We start from the raw sequence: 25,196 nt of genomic DNA on the forward strand, positions 1-25,196 counted from the left end.
GATATATTCTTTTTAAGGAGGATACACATGAGTAACAGCAATCAGAATCAGAGTGAGCGATTTATAGAGGTTAGACCCGCCATGTCCATTCAGGGTGTCGGCGTTCGAACGACGAATGAAGCGGAGGCAGGACCGCAAGGCAAGATACCGCCGTTATGGGACCGGTATTTCCAAAGCGGTTTGCAGACACAATTATCTGAAAAGGATCAAGCCATATATGCTTTGTACACCGATTACGAAAGCGACGCATCCGGGGAATACACCTTGATTATCGGCAACAGGATAGAGGAAGACGTGGCTGCTGCAGCTTCTTCGGAGGAACTGAAGCAGGCGTCCGTCCCGGCAGCCAAGTACATGGTATTCCGGACAAGATGTGGCCCTTTGACGGAAATTGTCCCAGAGGTGTGGTATGAAATTTGGAGTTACTTCCAATCAGCCGAACAAAGGACGTACACGGGCGATTACGAACGCTATGACATGCGGCAATTTGATCCTGCGAATACTGTGGTGGACGTTTACATCGCCATTGAATAACGGTTAAAAATCGGCAGACGGCTCCAGTGCTTGGAGTGGAACCAACTATTCTTTGGGGGATATGGCCTAATCCGGGAATAAGCAATATTGACAATAACAAACTAGAGGGTGATTCCGCAGCGGGATCACCCTCTTTTTTTCACAATCCGGAGTCCGGCATCTTGACCATCGTTATGAACGTAGTACCGCCCTGATCAAACGATGTTACCTTCGAGAAGCCCAGCTGGGTATACAAGCGAATGGCTCGTACATTGAATTTGGCAACGGTCAGCCGAAACGATTGGCGATTGTGAATTTCAGCGATCGATGACAGCACGAACGAGAGGAACTCTTTTCCCCGGCCTTGCCCGGTCGATTCCGGTTTCATGCCAAGTCCGAAATCCAGCAGATCCTCGTCATATGCACCTAACGGGATCGCAATCGGAATTTGGGCAGATGAGCCTGTACAGCAAAAGCCGAAGAGCTGCCCTTCCTCGTCCAGTATGGCGTAATACGAACACTCCAGAAGTTCTTTCCGAAACTCCTCAACCGGCTCGCTGTTGTAGAAGTCATAGGGAGGTTCATAGCTCCATTGTATAATTTGATCGGCATACGTTTCGGTCATGGCCGTGATACGAAGAGGCATGATTCTCATCCGTTGGGTTTGTTGATATAGGTTTCTTCTATTCCCCTATATTTCGATTTGGAAACGTAAAAAACCTTCTCTTCCACGTACATGGCCGGGCATACGCCCGGTCCATGCTGAGAAAGAGAAGGCATCCAATCCGAAGGTCCAGCTTACTTAAACCCGGTCAACGCCGATCCCGATTTCATGAAATACTTCTGTCCGAAGAAATAGATCAGGATCATGGGAATAGCCATGATGGTAGAAGCTGCCATCAGTTTCTCCCACTGCGCCCCGTGGTCCTGCTGAAAGCTTTGCAGGCCAACGGTGATGGTCCATTTTGCTGAATCGTTCAGATAAATGAGCGGGCCCATGAAATCCACGTACGACCATACAAAAGAAAATAAAGCGACGGTGGCTAATGCCGGTTTCAGGATCGGCATGATGATCTTGACATATATTCGCAGCTCCGAAGCCCCATCGATCTTCGCTGCCTCGGACAATTCGGTCGGTACGCCAAGCAGGAACTGCCGAAGCAAAAAGATGAAGAACGGTGCCCCGAAGAATGCGCCGATGATAAGCGGCATGATCGTATTGACCCACCCGAGCTTGGTGAAGATGATGTACTGCGGAATTATCTGCACTTGCGCCGGCAGTATCATGGTCGCCACCACGATGGTAAAGATGATGTTCCGGCCCTTCCAAGGAATGCGGGAAATCGAGTAGGCAACCAGCGGTGCAGAGAATAGCTGACCGATGATATTCACCATACAAATCAGAAACGTGTTCATCATATAGCGGGTAAAGGGAATGGCTGAAAGCGCATCTTTATAATTGGACCACTGAAACGTCTCCGGGAAGATGCTCGGGGGGAACTCGAGTATCTCTTCCGGCGTCTTCAACGAGGTCATCACCAGCCATACGAATGGGAACAGAAAGATCACAGCGAATAGAAGAAGGACCAAATGCGGTATGATCACTCGCAGCCTGACAGCCATATTAATCACCTCCGTAATAGACCCAGCGGCCTGACGTTTTTAACAGGATGAACGTAATCAGCAGCACAATGATAAACAGAATCCAGGCGAGCGCCGAGGCATAACCCATCTTTAGAAAGACAAAGGCTTCCTGGTACAAATTGACCGCGTAGAACAGCAGCGATTGCTCCGGCCCGCCCAAAGAGCCGCTTCCGTCCACCTTGCCTCCGGCCAGAATATAAGACTCCGTAAAGATTTGAAAGGCACCGATCAACCCCATGATGAGCTGAAAAAGGATGATGGGGGACAGGGCAGGGACCGTGATCTTCCAGAACCGGTACCACCAGTTCGCTCCGTCCACCTGAGCCGCTTCATAATATTGCCTCGGCACGCCCTGAAGGGCGGCCAGGAAGATTAATGCGCCTGCACCTGATCCCCATAGGCTCATCAGGATAAGAGACGGTTTCGTATAACGGGGATCCAGCAGCCACGCCGGGTCTGTTAAACCCAGGGTACGAAGTGCCATGTTAACCAAACCGAAGTCGGGGTTCAGCATCCATGTCCACAAGAGAGCGCTTGCAACGATCGGTATGACGGATGGAAGGTAGAAGATGGTACGGTAATAATTGATGCCTTTCACTTTGAAATTGAGCATCATGGCAATCAGCAGTGAGACGGCCAGCGTGATCGGCACGGATATGAACGCCATGAAAAAGGTGTTACCGAGCGACTTATAGAAGCGGTCATCCGCAAAGATTAACTCGTAATTCTGAAGCCCTACCCACTTGGGAGGGCTGAATAAATCGTATTCGGTCAGACTCAGGTAGAGCGAACCGAAGAACGGATAGACGGTAAAAGCCAGAAACCCGATGATCCAAGGAGAGGCGAACGCCAGGCCAAGATATACATAATGACGCTCCTTCCTGGACCAGCCCGATACGCGTTTTCGTTGATTGGCTGCTGTGGAGACTCTCATCTTCGCGATTCTCCTTCCTCTTTAAGTTTTTTTTAGTATGCAGCTCCGCCCTATATATCACTGCATTGGACGGAGCCTGCTTAGTTCATCATTTCACCAGGGGCTGTATCTTTGCCTTTACCTTGTCCAAGCCTTCTTCCATGCTGACGGTGCCTCGGAGAATAGCATCATATTGCGCGCTGAATTCCGTCATGTACTCATTCGCGTAGGAAGAAGCAGGGAAGGACTTCAAGTTTTCGCTTCCCGAATAGTCCAGGAATTCCTTGAACCCGGGCACATCCTCATAGAGTGGATTGGAGAAGGCAGAGTTCCTCGTCGGGAGATTCCCAAGGGCAGCCGTAAATTCGGCCATTTGCTCCGGCTCGGTCATCCATTTGATGAATTTCCAGGAAGCGTCCGGGTTTTTGACGCCTTTCGGGATATAGAATACGCTGGTGGACACATTTCCGGAGTTTTTAAATTCCGGGTTGTTCTCATCATAAGGAATCGGGGCAATGCCATAATTCAGATCAGGCGCATATTGTTTGATGAAGGTGGGCAGCCATTCACCGTCAATCGTCATCGCATACTTGCTCGAGAAGAACGGATTCTGTGCCGACATGTATTGCCCAAGTCCGGAAGAGAATCGATCCAGATTATCGGAACCGTATTGATCCCAGATCTCCTTCGAGAGCTTAATAGCCGATTGGATCCCGGGATGGTCCGGCGTCACCTGCTGCGTCGCTTCATCATAAAACGATCCGTTAAAGGCATAGCTGAACGTATACGCATCCATGCCGGGCCACAGTCCGAGCCGCTGGAGGCGCCCGCCATCTTCGACGATGCTCAGCTTTTTGATATATTCTTTAAGCTCGCTTATTGTTTCCGGTGGACCGTCATAGCCAGCTTCCTGCAATATATCCTTGTTGTAGAACAGCATGGATACGTGCATGGCCGTCGGGATTGCATACGTCTTGCCTTCATGCTGGGAAGAGCTTAAGGCAGCCGGCACGAAGTCCTTAAGATCGACGCCATCCTTCGCGATATAATCATCCAGCGGCATCATGGCGCCGCGGAGTCCCCACGGCACGACATTTTGTCCGAATTGGGATGCGATGTCCGGAGGATTGCCCCCGGTGATCGCGGTAAGCTGTTTCTGGTAATCGCTTTGGGATAAACCTTTCACTTGAATGTCGGGATTGGCCGAGTTCCACTTGGCAATCAATCGTTCCAATGCTTCCGCTTCCGGTCCGGTCCATCCGTACCAGAAGTCGAGTGTTACGGCATCCTGGGCAGGTGGATTATCGGATGGCTTGTCACCATCACTGCCTGATTGCGGCGCATTACCGCCTGAGCATCCTGTTGCGATAGAGATCAATAGAATAAGGCTCCAGATCCAATGTTTCTTCTTACTCATTCCTCTTCCTCCCCTTGAGCTATCGTGTACAATCCGTGTACGTAATCAAAGTTCTATTAATTTCCCTCCCCAAAACAGTTGACTAAACAACTGGCCCTGATCCAGTTATTTGTAAGAATTATGGATATCGTAGCATGTAAAAAAATCATTTCATTTCACTATCGTGTTCAAAAATAGGATTATCGTATGGCATTGTAACGTTCTATTTGATCGCTTGTTTACGAAAGTCGGTGGGGGAGATGCCCGTGTATTTTTTGAAGATTCTGCAAAAATAGGAGAGTTCATTAAAACCGGTGGAGTAGCAAACATCCGTGACGGTTAACTCCGGCTGCTTCAGCATCATCATGGCCTGTAGAATCCGCAGGTCGGTGAGATACCGGTTGAATGTTTTGCCTGTCCATTCTTTGAAGAGGATGCAGAACGTGGACCTTGATAAATTCGATAGGGTGCATAGATCATTTATATTCATATCTTCCTGGTAGTGGTTATGGATGTGATCAACGACTCTTGTCATGATTCCCCGGTATTTCTCAGACTTCTCGAATCCTTCTCGGAGCAGTTCACCGTTGACCTGCCGTACCAGAATCGAGAGGAGGATAAGCAGCTTCGCCTTGAGCGAGATTTGAAAAAAAGGGGTTCGTCTCTCGTATTCAATCAGCATGTCCTTCAAGACATTTTGGACCGTTACGTCGGTAACGCTGTCCAGCGTAATTTTGGCCTGGGTGTTCATTTCCTTGCGCAAAAAGTATTCCAGAAACGCCACATCGAAAAAAGCATGATCTGTTGGCATTTCCTGAAATCTCTCGTTTACGAAGGCAGGCATAAATTCGCATCCGTAAATCTCAATGTCCTCATCGGGTGAAATGCTGACACTGTGCAAGGTAAATGGAGGTATAACAAAAATATCGCCCTTGGAGATCTCGTAAGCCTGTTGATTGACGGTGTGTTGGAATGCCCCTTTCGCCACATACCAAATCTGAAAATAATCATGACAATGCGTCCATAAGCTCTGTTGATAGGTCAATTTATACATTTTGCACGGAAGACCTTCCAACATTTCCATCTTTGAGTTAAAATAAACGACACCTGATCCAGTTAGTTCTTCAAGATCCACCTGACTCCAATAAATACTCATTGTTTTACCCTCCCCTATTGATTTCCTTCATTTAGGAAAACGCTTTCAATTTATTGATCAGCCATTTTCCTAAAGATGATTATCCCTGAAAAACGAATCGTGTACAGCATTCCTCTTCCTGCCCTTTGAAATATGTTTCGCATTCGCAAACATCCTATTTCTAGGGGACGTGGGGTTGTTATGAAAATTGTATATTTGGATGGTTTGAGAGGTTTAGCTGCCTTGATCGTGGTCGTATCTCATTTTTTTCAGGTGTTTGCACCGTCGGTTTTTGAGGGGAGGAAGGAGATCGAGCATTTCGCTATCGAGGGGATTGCCGCGCGAACACCGTTCAATCTGCTGTTTAACGGCAACTTCTCGGTCTGTCTGTTTTTTGTGTTGAGCGGATATGTGCTCAGCTATCGATTTTTTCAAACCGGGGACAGGCTCGTCATTTATTCGTCTGCCATTCGCCGCTATTTTCGTTTGGCCGTACCCGCCTTGGTGTCCGTTTTGCTTGCTTATCTGATCCTCGTGCTGGATCTCGGAGCGTACGACAATATACGCGGAATGACGTTATCTTCGATGCCGGATCCGTTTGCTGCTGACGCCAATCTGTTGGTCATGCTGAAGGAAAGCCTGGTTCATACCTTTTTCACGTATGGATCGCAATACAATCCCGTGCTCTGGACGATGACATACGAGCTGTTTGGATCATTTCTGATTTTTGTTATACTAGTCACTTGTGGCCGTCATGGGATTCGTTATGCCGTTTATGCCGTCCTTATCTGTGTATTCATCGATTCCTATTACCTGGGATTTATATTGGGCATGCTGCTCAGCGATGTAAAGAATAGCGGGAGGGACTGGCTGGCATCTATCCAGCGGCCCTCGATCCATATCCTGCTTCTCTGTATCGGCATTTACACAGGCTCCTATCCCTATGTCGCGCCGCAAGGAACGATTTATTCGCTTCTTCAATGGGGAGCTTCCGATTTTAATTTCTTTGTGTTCTATCATGTTATCGGATCCTCCCTCATCTTAGGGGTCCTGTTGAATTCGAACCGAATGCAGACGATATTCAGCCACAGGTTATTTGCTTATTTGGGTAAAGTCTCTTTTTCGTTGTACCTTGTGCACTTCACCGTTATTTGTTCGCTAGGGAGCTTTATATTTCTGTTTCTTAGCCCGCTTCTAACCTATGGCTCCAACGTGCTGCTTACAACGATCATCACGTTCCTGGTTATCGCTGTCACGGCCCATGGGTTCTACAGGCTGATTGATGCCCGAATTCTGCTCTGGTTGACGCGGTGGAACAAGCGGCTGTTCCCTGCTCAGAAATTAAGGGGACAGGGACATAGTGGGCGAGTACAAACGGAGCAGACCATGAAGGCCGATTAAATCAATACAGATCCATTTACCTCAGCGTGTGGGCGAAAATAAAACGAAAAAACCTTCTCTTCCGCGTACATGGCCGGGCATACGCCCGGTCCATGCCGAGAAGAGAAGGTTTTCTTATGTCACAGCAGCAATTCATGATCCGCTGGCATGGGTCTGCACCACATGCTGCCTGCGGTATGCGCCCGGCGTCATGCCGACGGCCTTCTTGAACGTCCGGTTGAAGGAGGTAATGTTGAGGTAGCCGACACGCTGGCTGATCTCATTGACGGTCAAGTCCGTGCATGCCAGCAGTTCCTTCGCTTTGTTCATACGGATGCCAAGCAGATGATCGCTGAAGTTAAGACCGGTCTTCTCCTTGATATAGACGGAGAGGTAGGCGCTCGACAGGTTCAGCTTGGCTGACAGATAGTCGAGAGACAGATCATCGGCATACTGGTTATGGATAATGTTCATGAACATGGCGATGAGCGGCTCTTCGCCAGTATCCTTTTTCTTGCGAATGAGGGCGCAGGAGGCTTCGACGAGCTGACGGAATACCCCCTGATAATCGGTTAAACAATGGCATTCTACCAATCTTGTGCTCCACTGCTTCAAGGATTGGACAGATGTTTTGTCAATCTGGGCCGTCTCCATGTAACTTAGAATCTTGGAAGCGACCGAATCGGCGAAGAAACGGAATTGCGAGATGCCTGCCTCCTTGCGCAGCATGGCTTCGAGCGCCTGATCGATGATTTGCAAGGAACGGCTGTCGCTGCCGGACTGCAGTGCATCAAGCAGTCCTTTTTCCTGAGACGGGCTTAGGTTGACAGTGTTTGGAAGGACCCGCTGCTTGGTTACGATCTGTGATTCCTCCAAGAGATGTGCCTGTGCGGTCAGTCCTTTGACCTGATGGTAGGCTTGATTGAATTCGGACGAATGGCTCACTTGGGAACTGACGGCGATGGTGACAAGGAACAATTCCTTTTCCTCATTTAACATATCCTTAATTTCCTGCAGCAGTTCCTCCAGGCGGGCGGCTTCCTCCCGTTTAAAGATGGATACGATCTCATTTTTTTCGATCTGGAACGTATGGGATCCCGGATAGCGTTCTGCCGTGATCAGATGAATATGCTCCAGCATATGGCGGACTGCCTGATCGGTCTGGAGGGGGAGCTCATAAACTGGATTCATTCGGAAACGGATATGATACAGAACCACGATGAAACTTCCGTCATCCGACAGGAAATCCTCCCACTCGCTAATATCGGTATTGATGCTCTTCAACTGACTGATATAAGAGTAACTGGTTAGAACGGATTTATGCTTGTTCATGCGCTCCCGTATTTCTTCCTTCTCCCGGAACAGCTCTTGAATCCGGTTCTGGATCAGATCGTATTCGGTGATGCTTCCGGATTCCGGCATGGATGAACTGTTGGCTCTGTTCAGCACGGTTGTTAAAATCTGCTTCACCGGCTTGTGCAATCTGCGACTGAGGAACAAGGAAGCGGCAAGGGCCACGCCAAGCGACAGGCAGAAGATGAGCAGCAAACCGCCGGTTAACCGGCTCAACTGCGAAGAGACATGGCTGTAAGGCACGGCCGAGACATAGGTCAGTCCGTCGGACCCGGCTTCGGCAAAATAGTAAGTTCCATCTTTGAGCACGGCCTTCTGTCCGGCTTCAAACGTCGGAAGCTGATCTTGGTTCATGGAGCCCAGCGTATAGAGCACTTGGCCTTCGTCATTCAGAATGGCGAGTGCACGATCATCGGATTCGCCGAAGAAGGACTGAGCGGCCTTGTCGATATCGATAAGGGCAATGACCTCATAAGGACTGTCCGGCTGCTTGTAGACAAAAGGCATCAGTGTTTTCTCGGACAAATCGTTGTTGATTCGATAAGTTGCCGCAGGGAGGAGCATGAAGGATTCCTGATGGCCCTCGTAGCTGCTCCAGAACGAATAAGGATACATCGGGCTTGCATAGGAACGATTGAACATATAGGAAGCATCGCTGCTTCCGGATTTGCTCAGTACAAAATCAAACTCCCGGAGATAAATCAGGGTGTCCTCCAGAAAGAACAGCGGGTTATAGATATCGCTCCGCATCTGCATCATCACATCTCGTGCCTTCAAGTAATTGACTTCGTTTCCGGCCTGGTGGCGAAGCTGATTATTGAAGCCGATTAATTCGGATTGATTGTATATTTCGAACATTAATACCTGCAGCCTGCTGAATTGGTTGTTGAACCGCTCTGCCGTATCGTGAACCGCCTGCTGGCTGGTATCGATGATTTCTTTCTGCAGGCTGGTCTTAAAGAGTTGGAAAATGACCATATAGAACAATCCGAATAACACGATGATGGCCAGAAAGCTCAGAAAAATTTTAAAGAATACACTGCGGCTTTTATGTCTGATCCAATTCACAGCCTTCCCCCCTTTGTATTTTTCTGACGTCCAAGGTTTCACAACATTATATAGGACAAGTGTTAAGGCTTGTGCCCGATTCATGTTAATCGTTCGTAAAAAATGGATAGTCAATATTTTAGATTTTAAGCAATGCTTTAGGAAAATGGCGCTTCTGCCCATCCATCCAATGAAAGGCGAGACATCATTAAAATGGTCAATAGCCCTAATGCGTTCGGGTCGTTTATGATGCAGACGTGGACCTTGGGACACACGAAGACGCATAGACGAAAGAGGGGGGATTGCCGATTTTACAACGTCATCTAAACACCGTGGAAGCGCATTCAAACATTCGCAGGAAAAGTGCTTGGCGAAGATGGATGATGCAGGTTCGCAGAAACTGGCAGCTTTACGCTTTATTTGCACCAGTTCTGTTATACTTCATTGTATTTCATTATGTACCCATGTATGGCGTCCAAATTGCATTTAAGGACTTTATTGCGAACAAAGGGATCATGGATAGTCCATGGGTAGGCTTCAAGCATTTTGAACGCTTTTTTGACAGCTTTTATTTTTGGCGCATTATCAAAAACACGATGGGCATCGGGTTATATGAGCTGGCGGTCGGATTTCCGATTCCGATTATCCTGGCATTGATGATCAATGAAGCCAGATCGGGCCGGTTCCGCCGATTTGTACAAACCGTAACTTATGCACCCCATTTCTTATCTACGGTGGTCGTCGTCGGCATGATCATGATGTTCCTGTCGCCGGTCAGCGGCCTGGTCAATTCGATTATCACCTCCTTCGGCGGAGAGCCGATCGCTTTCATGACGGAGCCCTCCTGGTTCAAGAGCATCTACGTATGGTCCGGCGTGTGGCAGGGTATGGGCTGGAGCTCTATTATCTACTTGGCGGCACTCGCCGGGATTGATCCGCAGCTGCATGAGGCGGCCAAGGTGGATGGAGCAGGCTGGTTCCGGCGAATATGGCATATCAATCTGCCGGGCATTGCTCCAACGATGACCATTCTGCTGATTCTGAACATCGGTTCCGTTCTGGGCGTCGGCTTCGAGAAGATCTTCCTGATGCAAAATTCACTCAATATGGAAGCGTCTGACGTCATTGCTACGAATGTATACCGGAGTGGTATACTGGGTGCCCAGTACAGCTTCTCGGCTGCGGTTGGCCTGTTTAACTCCGTTGTAAACTTCATCCTGCTGATTACCGTAAACCGGATCGCCCGAAAAGTCAGCGAGAACAGCCTATGGTAAGGAGGAATGATGCGTATGCCGCAAAGCCGAAGTGAACGAATAGCCGGAGTATTTATTTACATTATACTATCTTTTATCACGCTCCTTGTACTGTATCCTTTATTTTTTGTGCTTATTGCTTCCATTAGTGCACCCGAAACGGTCATGCGAGGGGAAGTGTGGCTCTGGCCCAAGGAGCTGTCATTTGTCGGATATGAGCGGTTGTTTGCCAATTCGGAGCTTATGCGAGGATTTCTGAACACCTTGCTCTATACCACGACGGGAACGGCGCTGAATGTTCTGATGACCATTGCGGCAGCCTATCCGCTCTCCAGAGTTGATTTCAAAGGTCGACATGTATTTACACTAATCATTGTCTTTACCATGTTCTTCAGCGGTGGGATGATCCCCAATTACTTGCTGGTGAAGGAACTGGGAATGCTGGATACGATTTGGGCCATCATTATTCCTTCGGCCGTATCGGTGTGGAACATTATCATCATGCGGACCTTCTTCCAAAGTTCCATTCCGAAGGAAATGCAGGAGGCAGCGTTCATCGATGGGGCGTCCAATATGCGGGTACTGCTGCGGATTGTGCTGCCGTTATCCGGACCGATATTGGCCGTGATGGTGCTGTTCTACGCCGTGGGTCACTGGAATTCGTATTTCAGCGCGCTGATCTACTTATCTGATCGTGACAATTATCCGATGCAGCTGTTCCTGCGCGAGATTCTGGTCCAGGGACAAATGCAGGAGATGGTGGATATCAGTGATGATTCACTGGCGCGAAGCCTGATGGACGCGGAAGCCATCAAATATGCGGCGGTCATTGTGACGAATCTGCCAATGCTGCTGCTGTATCCGTTCCTGCAAAAGTATTTTGTGAAGGGTGTTATGATTGGTGCAATTAAAGGTTGATTACGGATATTTCATGAGGAGGAATTGAATTTTATGGTGATGAGAAAATGGACTTCACTCACATTGGCAGCTGTACTGGCAGCCGGATTGCTGGCAGGCTGCGGTAGTAAAAGCGGGGAAGGTGCAACGGATAAGGGTGAGACGCCGCAAGCCAATTTTAACGAGACCGGCATGCCGATTGTGAACGAGCCCCTCGATCTGACGTTCTTCACGGGCAAGTCGCCATCAAACGGGAGCAAGTTCGAGGAAACGCTCGTATGGAAAACCTATCAAGAGATGTCCAATGTGAATGTGACCTGGAACCTCATTCCATTCGATACCCTGACCGAGAAGCGGAACTTAGCGCTGGCAGGTGGAGATTATCCGGATGTATTCTACTCCGCAAGGGTCAGCTCCGCAGAGTTAACCCGTTATGGGGAGCAAGGAGTATTTATACCGCTGAATGATCTGATCGATAAATACGCACCGAATTTCAAAAAGCTGATGGAAGAGTACCCGGATATTCGAAAAGGGCTGACGATGCCGGACGGCAATATTTATTCCCTGCCTTCTTTCTACGATCCTGCGCTGCTCTCCATGTTGATTGGTACACCGATTTGGATTAATCAGGAGTGGCTGGATCAGCTCGGGATGAAAGAACCGCAGACGACAGAAGAATTCTATGCGTATTTGAAGGCGGTAAAAGAAACCGATATAAACGGTAACGGAAAGCATGATGAGATTCCATTCGCTTCAGCAGGCATTACCGGAATCATCGATCACTTGAAAGGCTCTTGGGGACTTGGCACAAGCGGACTTGGCCATAAATTGGTGGACATAGATCCGGACACAGGGAAACTGCGCTTCACCAAAGCTTTGCCGGAGTATAAGGAAATGCTCCAGTTCGTAAACAAGCTGCACCAGGAAGGACTGCTCGATAAGGAGATCTTTACGATTGAGGGCGGCGCATTGAATGCCAAAGGGCAAGAGGGCCTGCTCGGTGCCACAATTGTGCCGAATCCGGAGATGGTGATGGGACGCAAAGAATACATCGGGCTCGGGGCGCTTAAGGGACCGCATGGTGATCAGCTCTATTCTCACGTCAAAGTGCCGATGGTTCACGTAGGTGCATTTGCGATTACCGATAAGAACCCGAATCCGGAAGCAACGATCCGCTGGATGGATTACTTCTACGGGGATGAGGGCGCCCAGTTCTATTTCATGGGTAAAGAAGGCGAGACATTTACGAAGAACGCTGACGGCCAGCTGGAATATGTGAAGGAGATTACGGAGAATCCAAATGGATTAACGCAGGATCAGGCGTTGGCCAAGTATTTCACTTGGCTCGGGGGCAGCTATCCGGGCTTTGTACGGGAGCAATGGTTTAAAGCCTCGGAGACACGACCTAACGCCATGGCCGCAGCCGAAAAGGCAGAGCCGTATGCCGTGAAGGAGATCCTGTACAATTTTAACTTTACATTGGAGGAAACGGACGTCATGACCTCGATTGGTAAAGATATCGAGGATTACGTTAAGGAAATGGAAGCGAAATTCGTGAACGGCTCGGCCTCGTTCAGCCAATGGGATGAGTATGTGAATACACTCAACAAGATGGGACTGGACCGCTACATGGAGGTTTACCAGGCCGCTTATGAGCGCTACCAGGCGGAGTAAGCGGAAACGATGACAATCGAAAGACGCGGTACGGGGAGATCCCGTATCGCGTTTTTTGCTACTCCAAATAATTGGTGAAATATGCCAAAAGAGGTGATAAGATCATATTAAATGACAACCAATTTTGGGGAATTACATCACTGAGGGGAGGGAGTGTCAAACGGGTGAGAATCGCGTTTATCGTATTGGGTGTCTTTAAAGGATTAACTCATTGGTTTTTGAAGCCGAGGCGGAGATATACTTCCAATAACAAGGTTGAATGGATGGTTGAGCGGTTGATTCAGGGCTTTTTGATCATGTGGGCCATCCTGTTCATACGTTGGGTTATTTTGATCAGCATAGCAACAATGAGGCATTTTGGAATCATTGATTAAAGGCGATGAGGATGCTGGTACTTGTTCTGATAAGTGGAGTATCACAATACATATGAAGGTGATTTCAAGGTTGGCAGGTAGCTAGTATACAGCTGCCGCTTATAGAAGCCCGGCATAGCTGTCGCGGCTTTTTTGCTGTTTGACGTCCATTTTACACAATCCGTGACCTTTATTGAGGATGCGTTAACACTTCTTTCTTACACTTGGAATTAAATAAGGATAGAAGAGGGGATATGGAGTTGAAGCATAAAAGCATGAAAGTAGTCTCGCTGTTGATGGCGGCGGAAATCACGATGGCCTCCCTATTTTCGGCAGGCACCGTGATGGCTGAAGAGGGACAGGAGATACTCCAAACGACCAGCGCGGAAACAGCCTCACAAGATGCAGCTATCGCTGCCGTTGATTTCGGTATTACCGATAAGATTTTTCCGGATGCACATGCAGAAGAGGCATATACGGTAACAGTTGATGTGTATGGTGGACAAGCACCCTATACCTTCTCGGCGACGGGATTACCGGAAGGCTTGGACATTACGTCCGATACAGGATCTATTACGGGCACGCCTGCTGCTGGACAAGAGGGTGAATATACGGTTGAGGTAACGGTGCAAGATAGTGCAGCCGTACCTGCAATGGCTCAGTCACTTGTGAAATTACAAGTATTGGGAAAACGCCCTGATCCGGTGGCTGACAATATGACCATGAAGATGATCGGGCATTATTCCGTAGGTACGTCCAACAAGGATGGCGGCGTTGCGGAGATTGTAAAATACAACAAAGATAACGGGAAGCTCTATTTGGTTAATGGGTCAACTCAGCCGGCAAGTCTCGAAATCGTGTCGCTTGGCGCTGACGGCAGCTTGGTTAAGGACAAGCAGATCAATGTAGAAGTTTTGGCGGGCACGGACGGTTTCCGGTATGGGGACCTGACCAGCGTGGATGTGAACACCAAGACGAAGCAGGTGGTGGTCGCTGTTCAAGAGCAGGATCATACGAAAGCCGGCAAGGTTCTGGTACTCGACTATGACGGTGGCTTGATCGGATCTTATGAAACCGGCATCCAGCCGGATATGGTCAAGTATACTTCCGATGGGCGTTATATTCTGACAGCGGATGAAGGCGAGCCTCGTATGAAGACCGCTCCTGATCCTGAAGGAAGCATTACGATTATCGACACCTTATCAGACGAAGTAAGTCATCTGAAGTTTGATGACCCGATGATCATTGACGATCAGGTACATATTCGCGGACCTGTGGAAGCGGACGGGCAAATTCGCAGCACCGGAACCAAGGATGATGCGATTCGAGATCTGGAGCCCGAATACATCTCGTTGTCTGAAGATGAGCTGACGGCTTATGTCGCCTTGCAGGAGAATAATGCAATCGCCGTGGTTGATATCGCCTCGAAGCGTATTCAATCGGTCAAGGGACTCGGGTATAAGGACTTCAATCAACCGGAGAATCAGCTCGACCTCCTGAAGGATGGACAAATCAAGTTTGAGAATGTTCCTTTCTACGGGATGTATATGCCGGACGGAATTGCGACCTACAGCGTGAACGGACAGCAGTATATTCTGTCTGCGAACGAAGGCGATGCAACAGGCTGGGATGAGCGAAGCAATGAAAGTAACATTGGCAAAATGAAACCTAATCTGGATCCGTTGTCTCCGGCTGCTCAATTTCTAGCAGACAAGGGAACCACCTACGACAAGGTTGAAGTTGCCAGCGATATGGGCAATGAGGGACTGTATCTGTACGGAGGTCGTTCATTCTCCATATGGGATGCAGCCGATATGTCCCAGGTATTCGACAGCGGTAGTGATTTTGAGAAGATTACGGCCGAGCGCTTACCGAATCATTTTAATGCGAGCAATGACAAAACCGATCTGGACAGCCGCAGCGCCAAGAAAGGTCCGGAGCCCGAATATGTAACGGTAGGTAAGGTAGGACAGAAGACGCTGGCTTTTGTCGGACTGGAGCGCATTGGCGGCGTCATGACGTATGATGTAACGAATCCATCCGACCCTGCGTTTTTGAACTACATCAATACACGGGATTTTAACGGCGGGATTGAGTCGGATTCCGGGCCGGAGGGATTGGGCTTTATTCCGGCTGCGGACAGCAAGACAGGACGGCCGCTGCTGCTGGTCGCTAATGAGGTCAGTGGAACGGTGGCGCTGCTGGAGCTCCAGGTGACCAAAATTACGCTGGACAAGACATCGCTGAAGCTGAGTCCAGGCGGTACACCGGAACCATTGCAAGCGAGCATTGAGCCGATCCAAGGCGGCTCAACCGAGCTGACTTGGCGTTCCTCCAATGAAATGGTGGCTTCCGTGGATCCAACCGGTCTGGTCACGCCGGTCTCCGCAGGTGAGGCCGTGATCACCGTCTTGAGCAAGGATGGCTATGGGTCGGCGGAAGTACAGGTTAAGGTAACGGATGGTTCGTCGGAAGGCGAACCATGGAAGTTAACGGTGATGCATACCAACGATACCCATGCACATCTGGCGGAAGTGGCCAGACGAGCCACGCTGGTTCAGGAGGTCCGCAGCGAGGGCGGAGACAGCCTGCTGCTGGATGCAGGGGATGTCTTCTCCGGCGATCTGTATTTTACCAAATGGTTTGGATTGGCCGATCTGGCCTTCATGAACTATATGGGTTATGACGCGATGACGTTCGGTAATCACGAATTCGATCAAGGCACCAAGACGCTTGCAGATTTCGTGAGCAAGGCGCAATTCCCGCTTGTCAGCGCGAATGTGGATCTTAGTCAGGATGCTAACATTTCGCACCTGATTCGTAAGCCGGAGGTGATCGATACCGATCAGCCAAAGACGACGGCAAATAACGGAGTATATCCATACGTGACATTGCTGGTTGACGGCCAGAAGGTAGGGTTGTTCGGCTTAACGACCGAAGATACGGCGGAAACATCCAGTCCGGGTAAAGACGTCGTTTTTATGGATGCGGTGACTTCTGCACGAGCCGCGGTGGAAGCGATGGAGAAGGAGGGGCTTGATAAGATCATCGCGCTGTCTCACCTGGGTTACGCTAAAGATCAGGCGCTGGCCGAGGCCGTCGAAGGCATCGACCTCATTGTCGGAGGCCATACCCATACAACGCTCAATGCACCGGAAGTGGTGACGGACAATCAACACGGTACACCAACCGTCATCGTGCAGGCGAATGAATGGGGCAAGTTCCTTGGCCGGGTAGACCTGCAGTTTGACAAAAACGGCGTTGTTCTCGTTGGCGAAGGTGAACTCGGCGGCAAGCTGATTCCGGTAGACAGTACGGTCCAGGAAGACACGCAGGCCAAGGATATGCTGGCTCCTTACAAAGCGGAATTGGAAGAACTGATGAAGCAGGTTATCGGTACTGCAGGAGTGGCGCTTGATGGAAAACGCGAGAATGTCCGCTCCAAGGAGACAAACCTGGGCAATCTGATTGCGGATGGCATGCTGGCTAAAGCCAAAGAGCTGAAAAACGCCGATATTGCCCTAACGAATGGCGGAGGTATCCGCGCCGCCATTGATGAAGGTGAAATCACGATGGGCGAGCTGAGAACAGTGATGCCATTCGGGAATACGCTGTTTGTCATGGATGTCACGGGACAGCAGCTGAAAGACGGGCTGGAAAACGGAATAGGCGGTGCCAAACTGGCGGATCTGCCAGGAAAGTTCCCGCAAATCGCCGGGATGAAATTCAAGTGGGATCCTAGCGCTCCGGCAGGCGATAAAGTGTTCGACGTACAGATCATGAAGGACGGAAGCTACAAACCTCTCGTATTGACCGAGACGTACCGGATGGCAACGAACAGCTTTGTGGCCAAGGGCGGGGATGGATATAAATCCTTTGCCGATGCGATTGCCGAGGGAAAGTACAACGAGGATCTGGGTTACCCGGATTATGAAATCTTCATGGAATATGTGAACAAGCTGGGCGGTAAGGTTACGCCTAAGGTCGAGGGGCGAATTACGGAGCAGAAGAAACCGGCGAATCCGGGTGACGGCTCCTCACCGGGATCAGGTTCAGGATCAGGCGGTTCGGGAGGCGGTTCTGTAACACCGCCGGTATCTCAGCCTACCCCTCCTTCCTCAGGCGGAGAAACTTCATTGCCGAACGTAATGACAGGCAAGGATCTGATTATAAACGCTGCAGGCGGAGCAGTGGACCACATTACGGTGAAAGAAGAGGCATGGAAGAAGGCAGTTGCCGGATTGTCTGCCAGCGGGCAGCAGGAACTGATTATTCGGGCTCCGGAGTTGAACCGAGCCGCCGAGCTATCCCTTTCGGCAGCAGGTCTGAAGTTGGCCATGGAACGGAATTCGAATACGACCCTGGTGCTGGAAACCGCACTTGGCGCCTTCCGTCTTCCGGTAACGGCTCTACATTTGGATGAGGCTTTGAATCCGGCACAAGGCTCCGGCAGCATCCAAGTGAAAATATCCGTGACCCCGGTTGGCAGTAGTGTGGTGGATGCTATGACAAGCAAGGCAGCTTCCATGGGCGCCTCGATGGCTGCGAACGGAGCGCTTCAGTTTGGCGTAGCGGTTGGAGCACCAGGCGGAGAGCAAGAATTGAAGGATTTCGGGAAGCGTGTAATCAGCCGTATCCTGCCGCTGCCGGCAGGGACAACAGCAGCTCCGAATTCGTTCACTGCTGTAATTTATGATGCAGATGCGGGAACCTTCCGGTTTGTACCGGCTGCCGCGACGACATGGAACGGTAAACCGGCCATCGAAGTGAAGCATGCTGGAAACGCCATTTATGGACTGCTGCAGTACAAGAAAACCTTTACGGATCTAAACGGCCACTGGGCGAAAGCGGAAATTGAATCCATGGCCTCCAAGCTGCTCGTGAACGGAGTCAACGCCAACTCGTATGCACCGGGCAAGGTGATCACACGAGCAGAGTTTACGGCTATGCTGGTCCGCGCGATGGGACTTAGTCCGGTCATCGAGAGCGGAGCATTTAAGGATGTCCAGGATGACGCCGCGTATGCCGGCGAGATCGGCGCAGCGTTGCGTTACGGCTTGGTCGAGGGCGGCACCAGCGGTGCCTTCTCGCCAAATGCCAGCATGACCCGAGCGGAAATGGCTGTCATGATCACTCGGGCCATGGAGGCGGTAAGTCCGACGGACCTGCCGAATCAGGGTGCAAATGCCGCTGCCGGATTCAAGGATCATGCATCCATCCCGGTCTGGGCGGCTGCCCATGTAGCCAGTCTTACTGAACAAGGCATTGTGCAGGGCGACAATCATGGTCATTTCGGAGCACTCGATTCGGTTACCCGCGCACAAGCGGCACTTGTTCTGAAACGTACTTTAGCTGCATTGAAATTTATGAACTAAGCAAAACAGGAATTCATTAGAAGTATTAGACCGTCCTTAAGGTTGCTGAAACCTTAAGGGCGTTTTTTTATACCAATGTCCATAGCGAGCGGTTAAAGAGAAGTGCTCTGGTATCCGATAATATCCGTAAGTGTTAGAATAACGATGGGATAAGGATGTGAGTTCATGCGCATTGCGTCTGCATATACTTACTGGAGTCAGGTGAAACGGATGGACGCCGAATCAGCCCAAGGAGGGTTTGAACAGCTGCTCCAGAAGAGCAAGAAGGAAGAAGAGAATAAGGGAAAGCTGGTAACCGTAAGGGAAGGCGGTTATTTGCGTCAGTATATGGTTCAACCGGATGGGAGCAAAATGCTGTTAAGCGAGACGAAGCAGCACGAGAGTGAATCTGCCGCCAGTTCAACAGATTTATCGATGTCGTTGCCTCGGGCAGGCGGAATGAGTCATAATACCAAGGACGCTCTCGATCTGCTATGTCTACAGGCTGGAGCGGTCGGCACCCGTTCTAGCTACAAGGTATTCGATATCACCTAAAATGAATAAATACCAAAAAATCATACTGGTAACAAAATGATACTTGCTGTATAATTCTCAGTGAGTATTGGTTGAACGTGAGATTTTTCATTGTATTCCATTCTAATTTCGTTTATTTTGAAAATAGATGTATTTACATGAAAGGATTCATGCTATAATTTCAATACATCAACTAAGCTTATAGGAATTATCGGTTAATCAGAATGATTGCATGACAAAAATAAAACATGAATATGGATCTTCGGGGTAAGGTGAAATTCCTAACCGGCGGTGATGTTTCGTTCCAGAGTGAACGAAACTCAGCCCGCGACTCGCTGCATTCTGGCACGAACAAGTATGCAGCGACTGACTTGGTGCAATTCCAAGGCCGACGGTAAAGTCCGGATGGGAGAAGATCAAAGATGAGTTTGCCGTGGATGCGAAATTTTCCATTCGGGCGCAGGCTTATTTGATCAGCCCCCGTAACGTCGACACATGTCGATGACGGGGGCTTTCTGCTAGTAAGACCTCCGTATTCAAGACAGGAGAGGGCAAGATGAGTAATATGAATACTGGAGTCAAGGTGAAACCCTTTGGTTCCAACGCACAGGCAAGTCGACGTTTTAAGGGAGGGTTCTGGCTCGTCGTTTTGGGAGCCGCCCTGTGGGGCGTAGACCCGTTATTCCGGGTCATTCTGCTCAAGAATCTGACTTCGGCTCAGATCGTTTTGCTGGAACACATCATTATTTCTTTGATCGCAATCCCTGTATTGTGGAAGAACCGCGAGGAGCTAAAAGGCCTTGGCTGGAATCATGTCGGCGCACTGCTGTTTATATCCTGGGGAGGATCGGCATTGGCTACCGTATTGTTTACGATGGGGCTGTCGAGCGGCAATCTGAATGCCGTCCTGCTGCTTCAGAAGCTGCAGCCGCTGTTTGCCATTATTTTGGCCAGCCTGCTTCTGAAAGAGAAGCTTCCGCGTCATTTCGGGATACTGCTCATCATCGCATTGGCGGGCACGTATTTACTGACCTTCGGTTTAACCTTGCCGATTGGCCATTGGAACGAGTTTATTCAAGTTGGCAGCCTCTTGTCCTTAGGCGCAGCAGCGCTGTGGGGCGGTTCAACCGTCATGGGACGCCTGATGGTAGGCAAACTCAAATACGAGACGGTAACCTCGCTGCGCTTCGTGCTTGCACTACCGCTTCTAACCGTCATTACATGGAGCGAGGGGGCAGCCTGGAATATGCCGGCCTGGAATACCGGGGCATTTGCCTTGGTATCGCTGAACCTGATCGGCCAGGCATTGCTGCCGGGGCTCCTGAGCCTGCTGGTTTATTATAAAGGATTAACCACAACCAAAGCCTCTGTGGCAACACTCGCGGAATTGAGTTTTCCCATGGTGGGCGTGCTCATTAACTGGATCGTATTCCAGCAAATCGTGACAGGTCCTCAGCTTCTGGGATTCCTTCTGATCTGGATCGTGCTGTTCATCATATCCAGACAGCAATCCGAGGCTTCTCCACAATTACAGTAATTTCATTAGTGTTTGCAGAAAAGCCGATCCGAATTGGATCGGCTTTTTTGTCGTTACAAAGTTATTCCAATGGGCCTGCCTTGCGAAAGGATCATTTTTTTGAAAGATGTGTAGGGTTTTCGGAATTATAGGTGTCTTATATAGTAGCACCTGATCTATGGCTTGGTTAACCAAAGGAGACGGTTATTAAGGGGGGAGGATCCATGGAGGATCGAACATTGCTGGATGGGCTTGCGAAGAAAGATCCGCGATGTTTTGAAGCATTGGTTGACCGCTATTCACGCTACATAGCCGCGGTGGTCGCTAAGGTGGCAGGCGGGCGGTTTAATTCCTACGATGTGGAGGAAATAGCCGGTGATGTCCTCGTTAAGCTGTGGACAGACGGGCACAAAATTATCCTGCGCGGAGATAGTCTCAAGCCTTATCTGGCCATATCCGCGCGTAATCATACTTTGAATGTTTTGCGAAAAAGACAGCGGGTCATTGAATCCGAATTGGAAGATGATGCGGTTTCTTGTCCTTCTGCAGAGGCATTGGCTATTCTGCGGCAGGAGAAGGAAGCGATTAGCGGCATGGTCCAGGATATGGGGGAACCGGATCGCGAAATCTTCATCCGCAGGTACTTCTATTTGGAGAAAGTCCGAGATATTGCAAGCAGGCTGAATATGCAGGAGAAAGCCGTCACCGCCCGGATCCGCCGGGCAAAGGATAAACTGCGCATTCATTATGAAACCGAGAACCCGTAGGATTTTCTATATGGACCGTGTCTATAGGAATGAAGCTTCAAATCGATAGCGAAAGGGGATGGATGCAAGTGAAGCGGCGAATTGTAGATATCATGGCCAATATCGACAATCAGGAGCTGGAGGATCTCCTCCTTACGGAGGAAGAGGAACGCGAGTTGACGCAGAAGATCGATATGGAACGAATCAAGAGCAATGCGATGAGCAAGATTCAAGAGGAGGAAACGATGGTGTTTAAAAACAGGAAAGTGAAAAAATATAAAGCCAGCATCGTTATCGCTGCCGCGATGATTATGATACTTAGCACGACCGCTTTTGCGAGTCAATACATGGATAGCTTGAAGCAGTTCTTCGGTCAATCCGCGTCCATTGCGGAAGATGAACGATCACCCATACAAGGGACGGATACGGTGTCCGGGGTGACCATGAATGTTGAAGAAGGAATATATGTCGGCAACAGCGGCTATTTGGTGGTCAGTTTCATGAAAAAGGATGGTACGCCGTTCCCCGCGGGTGTTTCGATACCCGGACTTGAGCTGAAAACGGAGCATGATGTGAATTATATGGTGGGGCAGCAGCTTCTTGACGGTAACAAAAAGCTTATCGCTGTATTTGAGATGGATGCGATGAATGACCTCGACGGGCTTAAGGCACGGATCACAGCTGATCGAATCACGTCAGCGGACAACACCCAAGCCGTTGAAGGCCCTTGGGATGTACAATTCACCATTGCACCCGGCAAGCAAAGAGAGCAGAGTCTGAATCTGGCGATCAATGAGGGTGAGGAGGCACTGTCTCTCAACACAATTAGTGTCTCTTCCATCGGTGTAGCTATCGAAGGCAAACGTACCGACGGTGAGCTGGATAAACTCCCGGAATATACGCCGGAGGTTAAGGTCATCGCCGCGGACGGATCCGAAATGATGCTTCGTGTTAGTTCGACGAGTACTACAAAGAGCGGGTTTCAGTGGCTGTATAATCTGGACAGCAAGAATAACCTCGTTTTTCTGGGAGATGTGGACATCAAGAGCATCAGCATTGACGGCAACGTGACGGAGCTGAAGTAAATATAAAGCTGGCAGGGGCAGGGGGGACCTCAAGGGCAGAAGCGATGACTTCTGCCCTTTATACATGAAGAGTACCTCAGCAAGAATGGAATACAAAAGCCGTAGAGTTTCGGGCACAGCCTGAAAACGCTCACGGTTTTTTTTGAGGCCTGGGATCTAAATTTTATTAATGAGAAAAAAATGTATTGAAATTGTGGAAAACGTCCATTACAATAAAACCAACTACCATACTAGTTATACTAGTATGGTGAAGTGTGACACTCTACATAAGTGGGAGAAGCAGTTGGATCACTCTGTTAGTCTAACGTTCAAGATACGGGAGTCTATTTTTTAAATGAATATGTAAGCGCTTAATATTGGAGGGGGGATCAATAGAAGGGGGGATATTACCCTGCCGTAACGGTTGCAGCCTGCTTATAGCCATAATAAATGAAAACGATTTCTTAGGGTTATTGAATGGAGATGGATCATGAAACACGGCCGTATTCCATGAATGAAGAAGTATGAGAAGAGGCCATACGGATTGGAGTGAATAACGTCGATGGAGCCAAAAGTTGCAAATCATTCCCTGCCAGCCGTGAAAGCGGCCAAGAAACCACCCAAACTTAAAACCGTCGCTGTCCTCATCCGGAAGGATTGGCAGCTGTATTCTCTATTGATTTTACCGGTGATGTATCTGCTCATTTTTAAATACGGACCGATGATTGGCAACGTGATTGCTTTCAGGCGGTTTATGCCCGGAGGCAGCATCTATGGGGAGAAATGGGTAGGACTGCACTATTTCAACATGTTTATCCATGACCCTGCGTTCTGGAACGTGTTCAAGAACACCCTGCTGCTCGGTGCGTTGTCCCTGCTTTTTACGTTCCCGGTCCCCATCATCTTTGCACTGCTGCTGAATGAGGTGAAGAGCAAGCGGTTCAAGAAATTCGTCCAGACGGCTTCCTATCTCCCACACTTTCTGTCGATCGTTATCGTTGCCGGGATGATCCTGCAATTAACGTCGGTCAACGGCTCCGTTAACTCGCTCGTGGAGTTCTTTAATGGAGAGCGAATCAATTTCATGCAGCGGGCCGAGTGGTTCCGGACGATCTATATCTCTTCAGAAATCTGGCAAGGCATGGGCTGGGGCGCGATTCTGTATCTGGCCGCATTAACGACGATTGATGAATCCCTGTACGAGGCGGCCAGGATTGACGGGGCCAACCGCTGGAAGCAAACGCTGTTTGTCACGATTCCCGGCATCCTGCCAACGATTGTGACGCTGCTGATCCTGAATATGGGAGCGTTCCTGGCGGTAGGATTCGAGAAAATATTGCTGCTGTACAATCCGGTCATCTATGAGACGGCCGACGTCATCTCGACTTACTTGTACCGAGTCGGTCTTGTATCCAACAACTTCAGTTATGCCACAGCCATTGGACTGTTCGAGTCCGTGATCGGACTTATATTGGTCTTCTCCGTGAATGCGATCTCGCGAAGACTGACGGATCGAAGCTTATGGTAAGGAGGGAGCTCAATGAAGGAGTCAAGATCCTATAAGGCGTTCAAAGTGTGCAATGCCATCATTCTGCTGTTCGTTGTTTTCATCACGCTGTACCCCTTCCTGAACGTGGTCGCTCAATCCTTCAGCGGCGAGGCGTACATCAATTCAGGGAAGGTGAACCTGATTCCCAGGGGCTTTAATATCGATACCTACAAAACCGTGACCAAAGACGCCATGTTCTGGACGAATTACAAAAACACCGTCGTATACAGCGTGGTCGGCACCGCGATATCCATGTTCTTAACGACGATTTTTGCTTACGCCTTATCCAAGAAAAGGCTGGTAGGCCGGAAGTTTCTAACGATGTTTGCCGTATTCACGATGTTCTTCAACGGAGGGCTGATTCCGAACTATGTGCTCATTAACAGCTTGGGCTTCAGCAACTCGATCTGGGCCATCGTAATCCCGGGAGCCATCAGCATATATAACATGCTCATCATGAAGTCCTTTTTTGAAAATATGCCGGAAGAGCTGGAGGAAGCCGCGGCCATTGACGGCCTGAACACCTATGGCATGCTGTTTCGGATCGTGCTGCCCTTAAGCAAAGCGGTCATCGCGACCATGGTTCTCTTCTATGCCGTCGGACACTGGAACTCCTGGTTTCCGGCCTTCCTGTACCTGGATCAGAAGGAGCTCTTCCCGGTCACGATCTATTTACGCAACATGATAGCGGGCGCAACGGGCGTGACTTCCGCGGGCGCCACCTCGGCCGATAACCTGACGCAGATATCCGCCAATATCAAATCGGTGACCATGGTGCTGACCATTTTGCCGATATTGACGATTTATCCGTTCGTGCAGCGTTATTTCGTAACCGGCATCATGCTGGGTTCCGTAAAGCAATAGGACCATCCGCA

The 25,196-nt window shown here is 49.5% G+C and carries 18 protein-coding genes and 1 riboswitch; of the genes, 12 read left to right on the forward strand and 6 right to left on the reverse strand.

Going from position 1 to position 25,196, the window contains the following annotated elements; translation table 11 throughout:
* Nucleotides 1-27: 27 nt before the first annotated feature.
* Entirely contained in the window at nucleotides 28-534 is a 507-nt protein-coding gene (locus ACQKPA_RS17095; RefSeq protein WP_427493781.1) for a GyrI-like domain-containing protein, read from the forward strand.
* Nucleotides 535-673: 139 nt separating this feature from the next.
* Here the strand turns inward: ACQKPA_RS17095 and cpaA are convergent, their stop codons facing one another.
* The 5 genes from cpaA to ACQKPA_RS17120 all read right to left on the reverse strand — a co-directional run bounded on the left by cpaA (nucleotide 674) and on the right by ACQKPA_RS17120 (nucleotide 5,622).
* On the reverse strand, nucleotides 674-1,159 hold the full coding sequence (gene cpaA / locus ACQKPA_RS17100; RefSeq protein WP_427493782.1) for a capreomycin N-acetyltransferase CpaA: 486 nt from the start codon (nucleotides 1,157-1,159) through the stop codon (nucleotides 674-676).
* A gap of 152 nt (nucleotides 1,160-1,311) precedes the next feature.
* Entirely contained in the window at nucleotides 1,312-2,136 is an 825-nt protein-coding gene (locus ACQKPA_RS17105; protein WP_427493783.1) for a carbohydrate ABC transporter permease, read from the reverse strand.
* A 1-nt stretch (nucleotide 2,137) separates the two neighbouring features.
* Nucleotides 2,138-3,091 carry a carbohydrate ABC transporter permease gene (locus ACQKPA_RS17110; RefSeq protein WP_427493784.1) on the reverse strand — a complete coding sequence of 318 codons (954 nt, stop codon included), beginning with the start codon at nucleotides 3,089-3,091 and terminating at the stop codon, nucleotides 2,138-2,140.
* A gap of 88 nt (nucleotides 3,092-3,179) precedes the next feature.
* Nucleotides 3,180-4,487, reverse strand: coding sequence for an ABC transporter substrate-binding protein (locus ACQKPA_RS17115; protein ID WP_427493785.1), 1,308 nt, complete (start codon nucleotides 4,485-4,487; stop codon nucleotides 3,180-3,182).
* A gap of 202 nt (nucleotides 4,488-4,689) precedes the next feature.
* Nucleotides 4,690-5,622 carry a helix-turn-helix domain-containing protein gene (locus ACQKPA_RS17120; RefSeq protein WP_427493786.1) on the reverse strand — a complete coding sequence of 311 codons (933 nt, stop codon included), beginning with the start codon at nucleotides 5,620-5,622 and terminating at the stop codon, nucleotides 4,690-4,692.
* 180 nt (nucleotides 5,623-5,802) lie between these two features.
* On the opposite strand from ACQKPA_RS17120, the gene ACQKPA_RS17125 reads away from it, so the two are divergent.
* On the forward strand, nucleotides 5,803-7,002 hold the full coding sequence (locus ACQKPA_RS17125; RefSeq protein ID WP_427493787.1) for an acyltransferase family protein: 1,200 nt from the start codon (nucleotides 5,803-5,805) through the stop codon (nucleotides 7,000-7,002).
* A 132-nt stretch (nucleotides 7,003-7,134) separates the two neighbouring features.
* Here the strand turns inward: ACQKPA_RS17125 and ACQKPA_RS17130 are convergent, their stop codons facing one another.
* A complete protein-coding gene (locus ACQKPA_RS17130; protein ID WP_427493788.1) occupies nucleotides 7,135-9,402 on the reverse strand; it encodes a helix-turn-helix domain-containing protein in 2,268 nt (755 codons plus the stop codon).
* Between the two features lie 362 nt (nucleotides 9,403-9,764).
* On the opposite strand from ACQKPA_RS17130, the gene ACQKPA_RS17135 reads away from it, so the two are divergent.
* The 10 genes from ACQKPA_RS17135 (at nucleotide 9,765) to ACQKPA_RS17180 (ending at nucleotide 25,185) form a co-directional block, all read left to right on the forward strand.
* Nucleotides 9,765-10,655 carry an ABC transporter permease gene (locus ACQKPA_RS17135; RefSeq protein WP_233355163.1) on the forward strand — a complete coding sequence of 297 codons (891 nt, stop codon included), beginning with the start codon at nucleotides 9,765-9,767 and terminating at the stop codon, nucleotides 10,653-10,655.
* A gap of 15 nt (nucleotides 10,656-10,670) precedes the next feature.
* A complete protein-coding gene (locus ACQKPA_RS17140) occupies nucleotides 10,671-11,552 on the forward strand; it encodes a carbohydrate ABC transporter permease (RefSeq protein WP_427493789.1) in 882 nt (293 codons plus the stop codon).
* Nucleotides 11,553-11,585: 33 nt separating this feature from the next.
* Nucleotides 11,586-13,205 (forward strand): extracellular solute-binding protein, encoded by a 1,620-nt coding sequence (locus ACQKPA_RS17145; protein WP_427493790.1) that lies wholly within the window; start codon nucleotides 11,586-11,588, stop codon nucleotides 13,203-13,205.
* A 607-nt stretch (nucleotides 13,206-13,812) separates the two neighbouring features.
* Nucleotides 13,813-18,933: a choice-of-anchor I family protein gene (locus ACQKPA_RS17150; RefSeq protein WP_427493791.1), complete on the forward strand. Its 5,121-nt coding sequence runs from the start codon at nucleotides 13,813-13,815 to the stop codon at nucleotides 18,931-18,933.
* A gap of 165 nt (nucleotides 18,934-19,098) precedes the next feature.
* Complete coding sequence (locus ACQKPA_RS17155) at nucleotides 19,099-19,467, forward strand: hypothetical protein (protein WP_427493792.1); 369 nt, start codon at nucleotides 19,099-19,101, stop codon at nucleotides 19,465-19,467.
* 233 nt (nucleotides 19,468-19,700) lie between these two features.
* A riboswitch (FMN riboswitch) is annotated at nucleotides 19,701-19,867 on the forward strand.
* A gap of 135 nt (nucleotides 19,868-20,002) precedes the next feature.
* Entirely contained in the window at nucleotides 20,003-20,983 is a 981-nt protein-coding gene (locus ACQKPA_RS17160) for a DMT family transporter (protein ID WP_427493793.1), read from the forward strand.
* Nucleotides 20,984-21,186: 203 nt separating this feature from the next.
* A complete protein-coding gene (locus ACQKPA_RS17165; protein ID WP_427493794.1) occupies nucleotides 21,187-21,729 on the forward strand; it encodes an RNA polymerase sigma factor in 543 nt (180 codons plus the stop codon).
* Nucleotides 21,730-21,791: 62 nt separating this feature from the next.
* A complete protein-coding gene (locus tag ACQKPA_RS17170; RefSeq protein WP_427493998.1) occupies nucleotides 21,792-22,793 on the forward strand; it encodes a hypothetical protein in 1,002 nt (333 codons plus the stop codon).
* A gap of 541 nt (nucleotides 22,794-23,334) precedes the next feature.
* Complete coding sequence (locus ACQKPA_RS17175; protein WP_427493795.1) at nucleotides 23,335-24,300, forward strand: ABC transporter permease; 966 nt, start codon at nucleotides 23,335-23,337, stop codon at nucleotides 24,298-24,300.
* A gap of 12 nt (nucleotides 24,301-24,312) precedes the next feature.
* Nucleotides 24,313-25,185 carry a carbohydrate ABC transporter permease gene (locus ACQKPA_RS17180; protein WP_427493796.1) on the forward strand — a complete coding sequence of 291 codons (873 nt, stop codon included), beginning with the start codon at nucleotides 24,313-24,315 and terminating at the stop codon, nucleotides 25,183-25,185.
* The last annotated feature ends 11 nt before the right edge of the window (nucleotides 25,186-25,196 follow it).

Source organism: Paenibacillus sp. NPDC093718 (genome assembly GCF_050279985.1).
Taxonomy (GTDB): Bacteria; Bacillota; Bacilli; order Paenibacillales; family Paenibacillaceae; genus Paenibacillus_AQ.

What these genes read in the sequence shown, in the direction of transcription:
- ACQKPA_RS17165 (WP_427493794.1), top strand. Translation starts at nt 21,187, where the DNA reads ATGGAGGATCGAACATTGCTGGATGGGCTTGCGAAGAAAGATCCGCGA.
- ACQKPA_RS17140 (WP_427493789.1), top strand. Translation starts at nt 10,671, where the DNA reads ATGCCGCAAAGCCGAAGTGAACGAATAGCCGGAGTATTTATTTACATT.
- ACQKPA_RS17095 (WP_427493781.1), top strand. Translation starts at nt 28, where the DNA reads ATGAGTAACAGCAATCAGAATCAGAGTGAGCGATTTATAGAGGTTAGA.
- ACQKPA_RS17150 (WP_427493791.1), top strand. Translation starts at nt 13,813, where the DNA reads ATGGAGTTGAAGCATAAAAGCATGAAAGTAGTCTCGCTGTTGATGGCG.
- ACQKPA_RS17120 (WP_427493786.1), bottom strand. Translation starts at nt 5,622, where the DNA reads ATGAGTATTTATTGGAGTCAGGTGGATCTTGAAGAACTAACTGGATCA.
- ACQKPA_RS17160 (WP_427493793.1), top strand. Translation starts at nt 20,003, where the DNA reads ATGAGTAATATGAATACTGGAGTCAAGGTGAAACCCTTTGGTTCCAAC.
- ACQKPA_RS17105 (WP_427493783.1), bottom strand. Translation starts at nt 2,136, where the DNA reads ATGGCTGTCAGGCTGCGAGTGATCATACCGCATTTGGTCCTTCTTCTA.
- ACQKPA_RS17170 (WP_427493998.1), top strand. Translation starts at nt 21,792, where the DNA reads ATGCAAGTGAAGCGGCGAATTGTAGATATCATGGCCAATATCGACAAT.
- ACQKPA_RS17145 (WP_427493790.1), top strand. Translation starts at nt 11,586, where the DNA reads ATGGTGATGAGAAAATGGACTTCACTCACATTGGCAGCTGTACTGGCA.
- ACQKPA_RS17110 (WP_427493784.1), bottom strand. Translation starts at nt 3,091, where the DNA reads ATGAGAGTCTCCACAGCAGCCAATCAACGAAAACGCGTATCGGGCTGG.
- ACQKPA_RS17115 (WP_427493785.1), bottom strand. Translation starts at nt 4,487, where the DNA reads ATGAGTAAGAAGAAACATTGGATCTGGAGCCTTATTCTATTGATCTCT.
- ACQKPA_RS17155 (WP_427493792.1), top strand. Translation starts at nt 19,099, where the DNA reads ATGCGCATTGCGTCTGCATATACTTACTGGAGTCAGGTGAAACGGATG.
- cpaA (WP_427493782.1), bottom strand. Translation starts at nt 1,159, where the DNA reads ATGCCTCTTCGTATCACGGCCATGACCGAAACGTATGCCGATCAAATT.
- ACQKPA_RS17135 (WP_233355163.1), top strand. Translation starts at nt 9,765, where the DNA reads ATGCAGGTTCGCAGAAACTGGCAGCTTTACGCTTTATTTGCACCAGTT.
- ACQKPA_RS17175 (WP_427493795.1), top strand. Translation starts at nt 23,335, where the DNA reads ATGGAGCCAAAAGTTGCAAATCATTCCCTGCCAGCCGTGAAAGCGGCC.
- ACQKPA_RS17125 (WP_427493787.1), top strand. Translation starts at nt 5,803, where the DNA reads ATGAAAATTGTATATTTGGATGGTTTGAGAGGTTTAGCTGCCTTGATC.
- ACQKPA_RS17180 (WP_427493796.1), top strand. Translation starts at nt 24,313, where the DNA reads ATGAAGGAGTCAAGATCCTATAAGGCGTTCAAAGTGTGCAATGCCATC.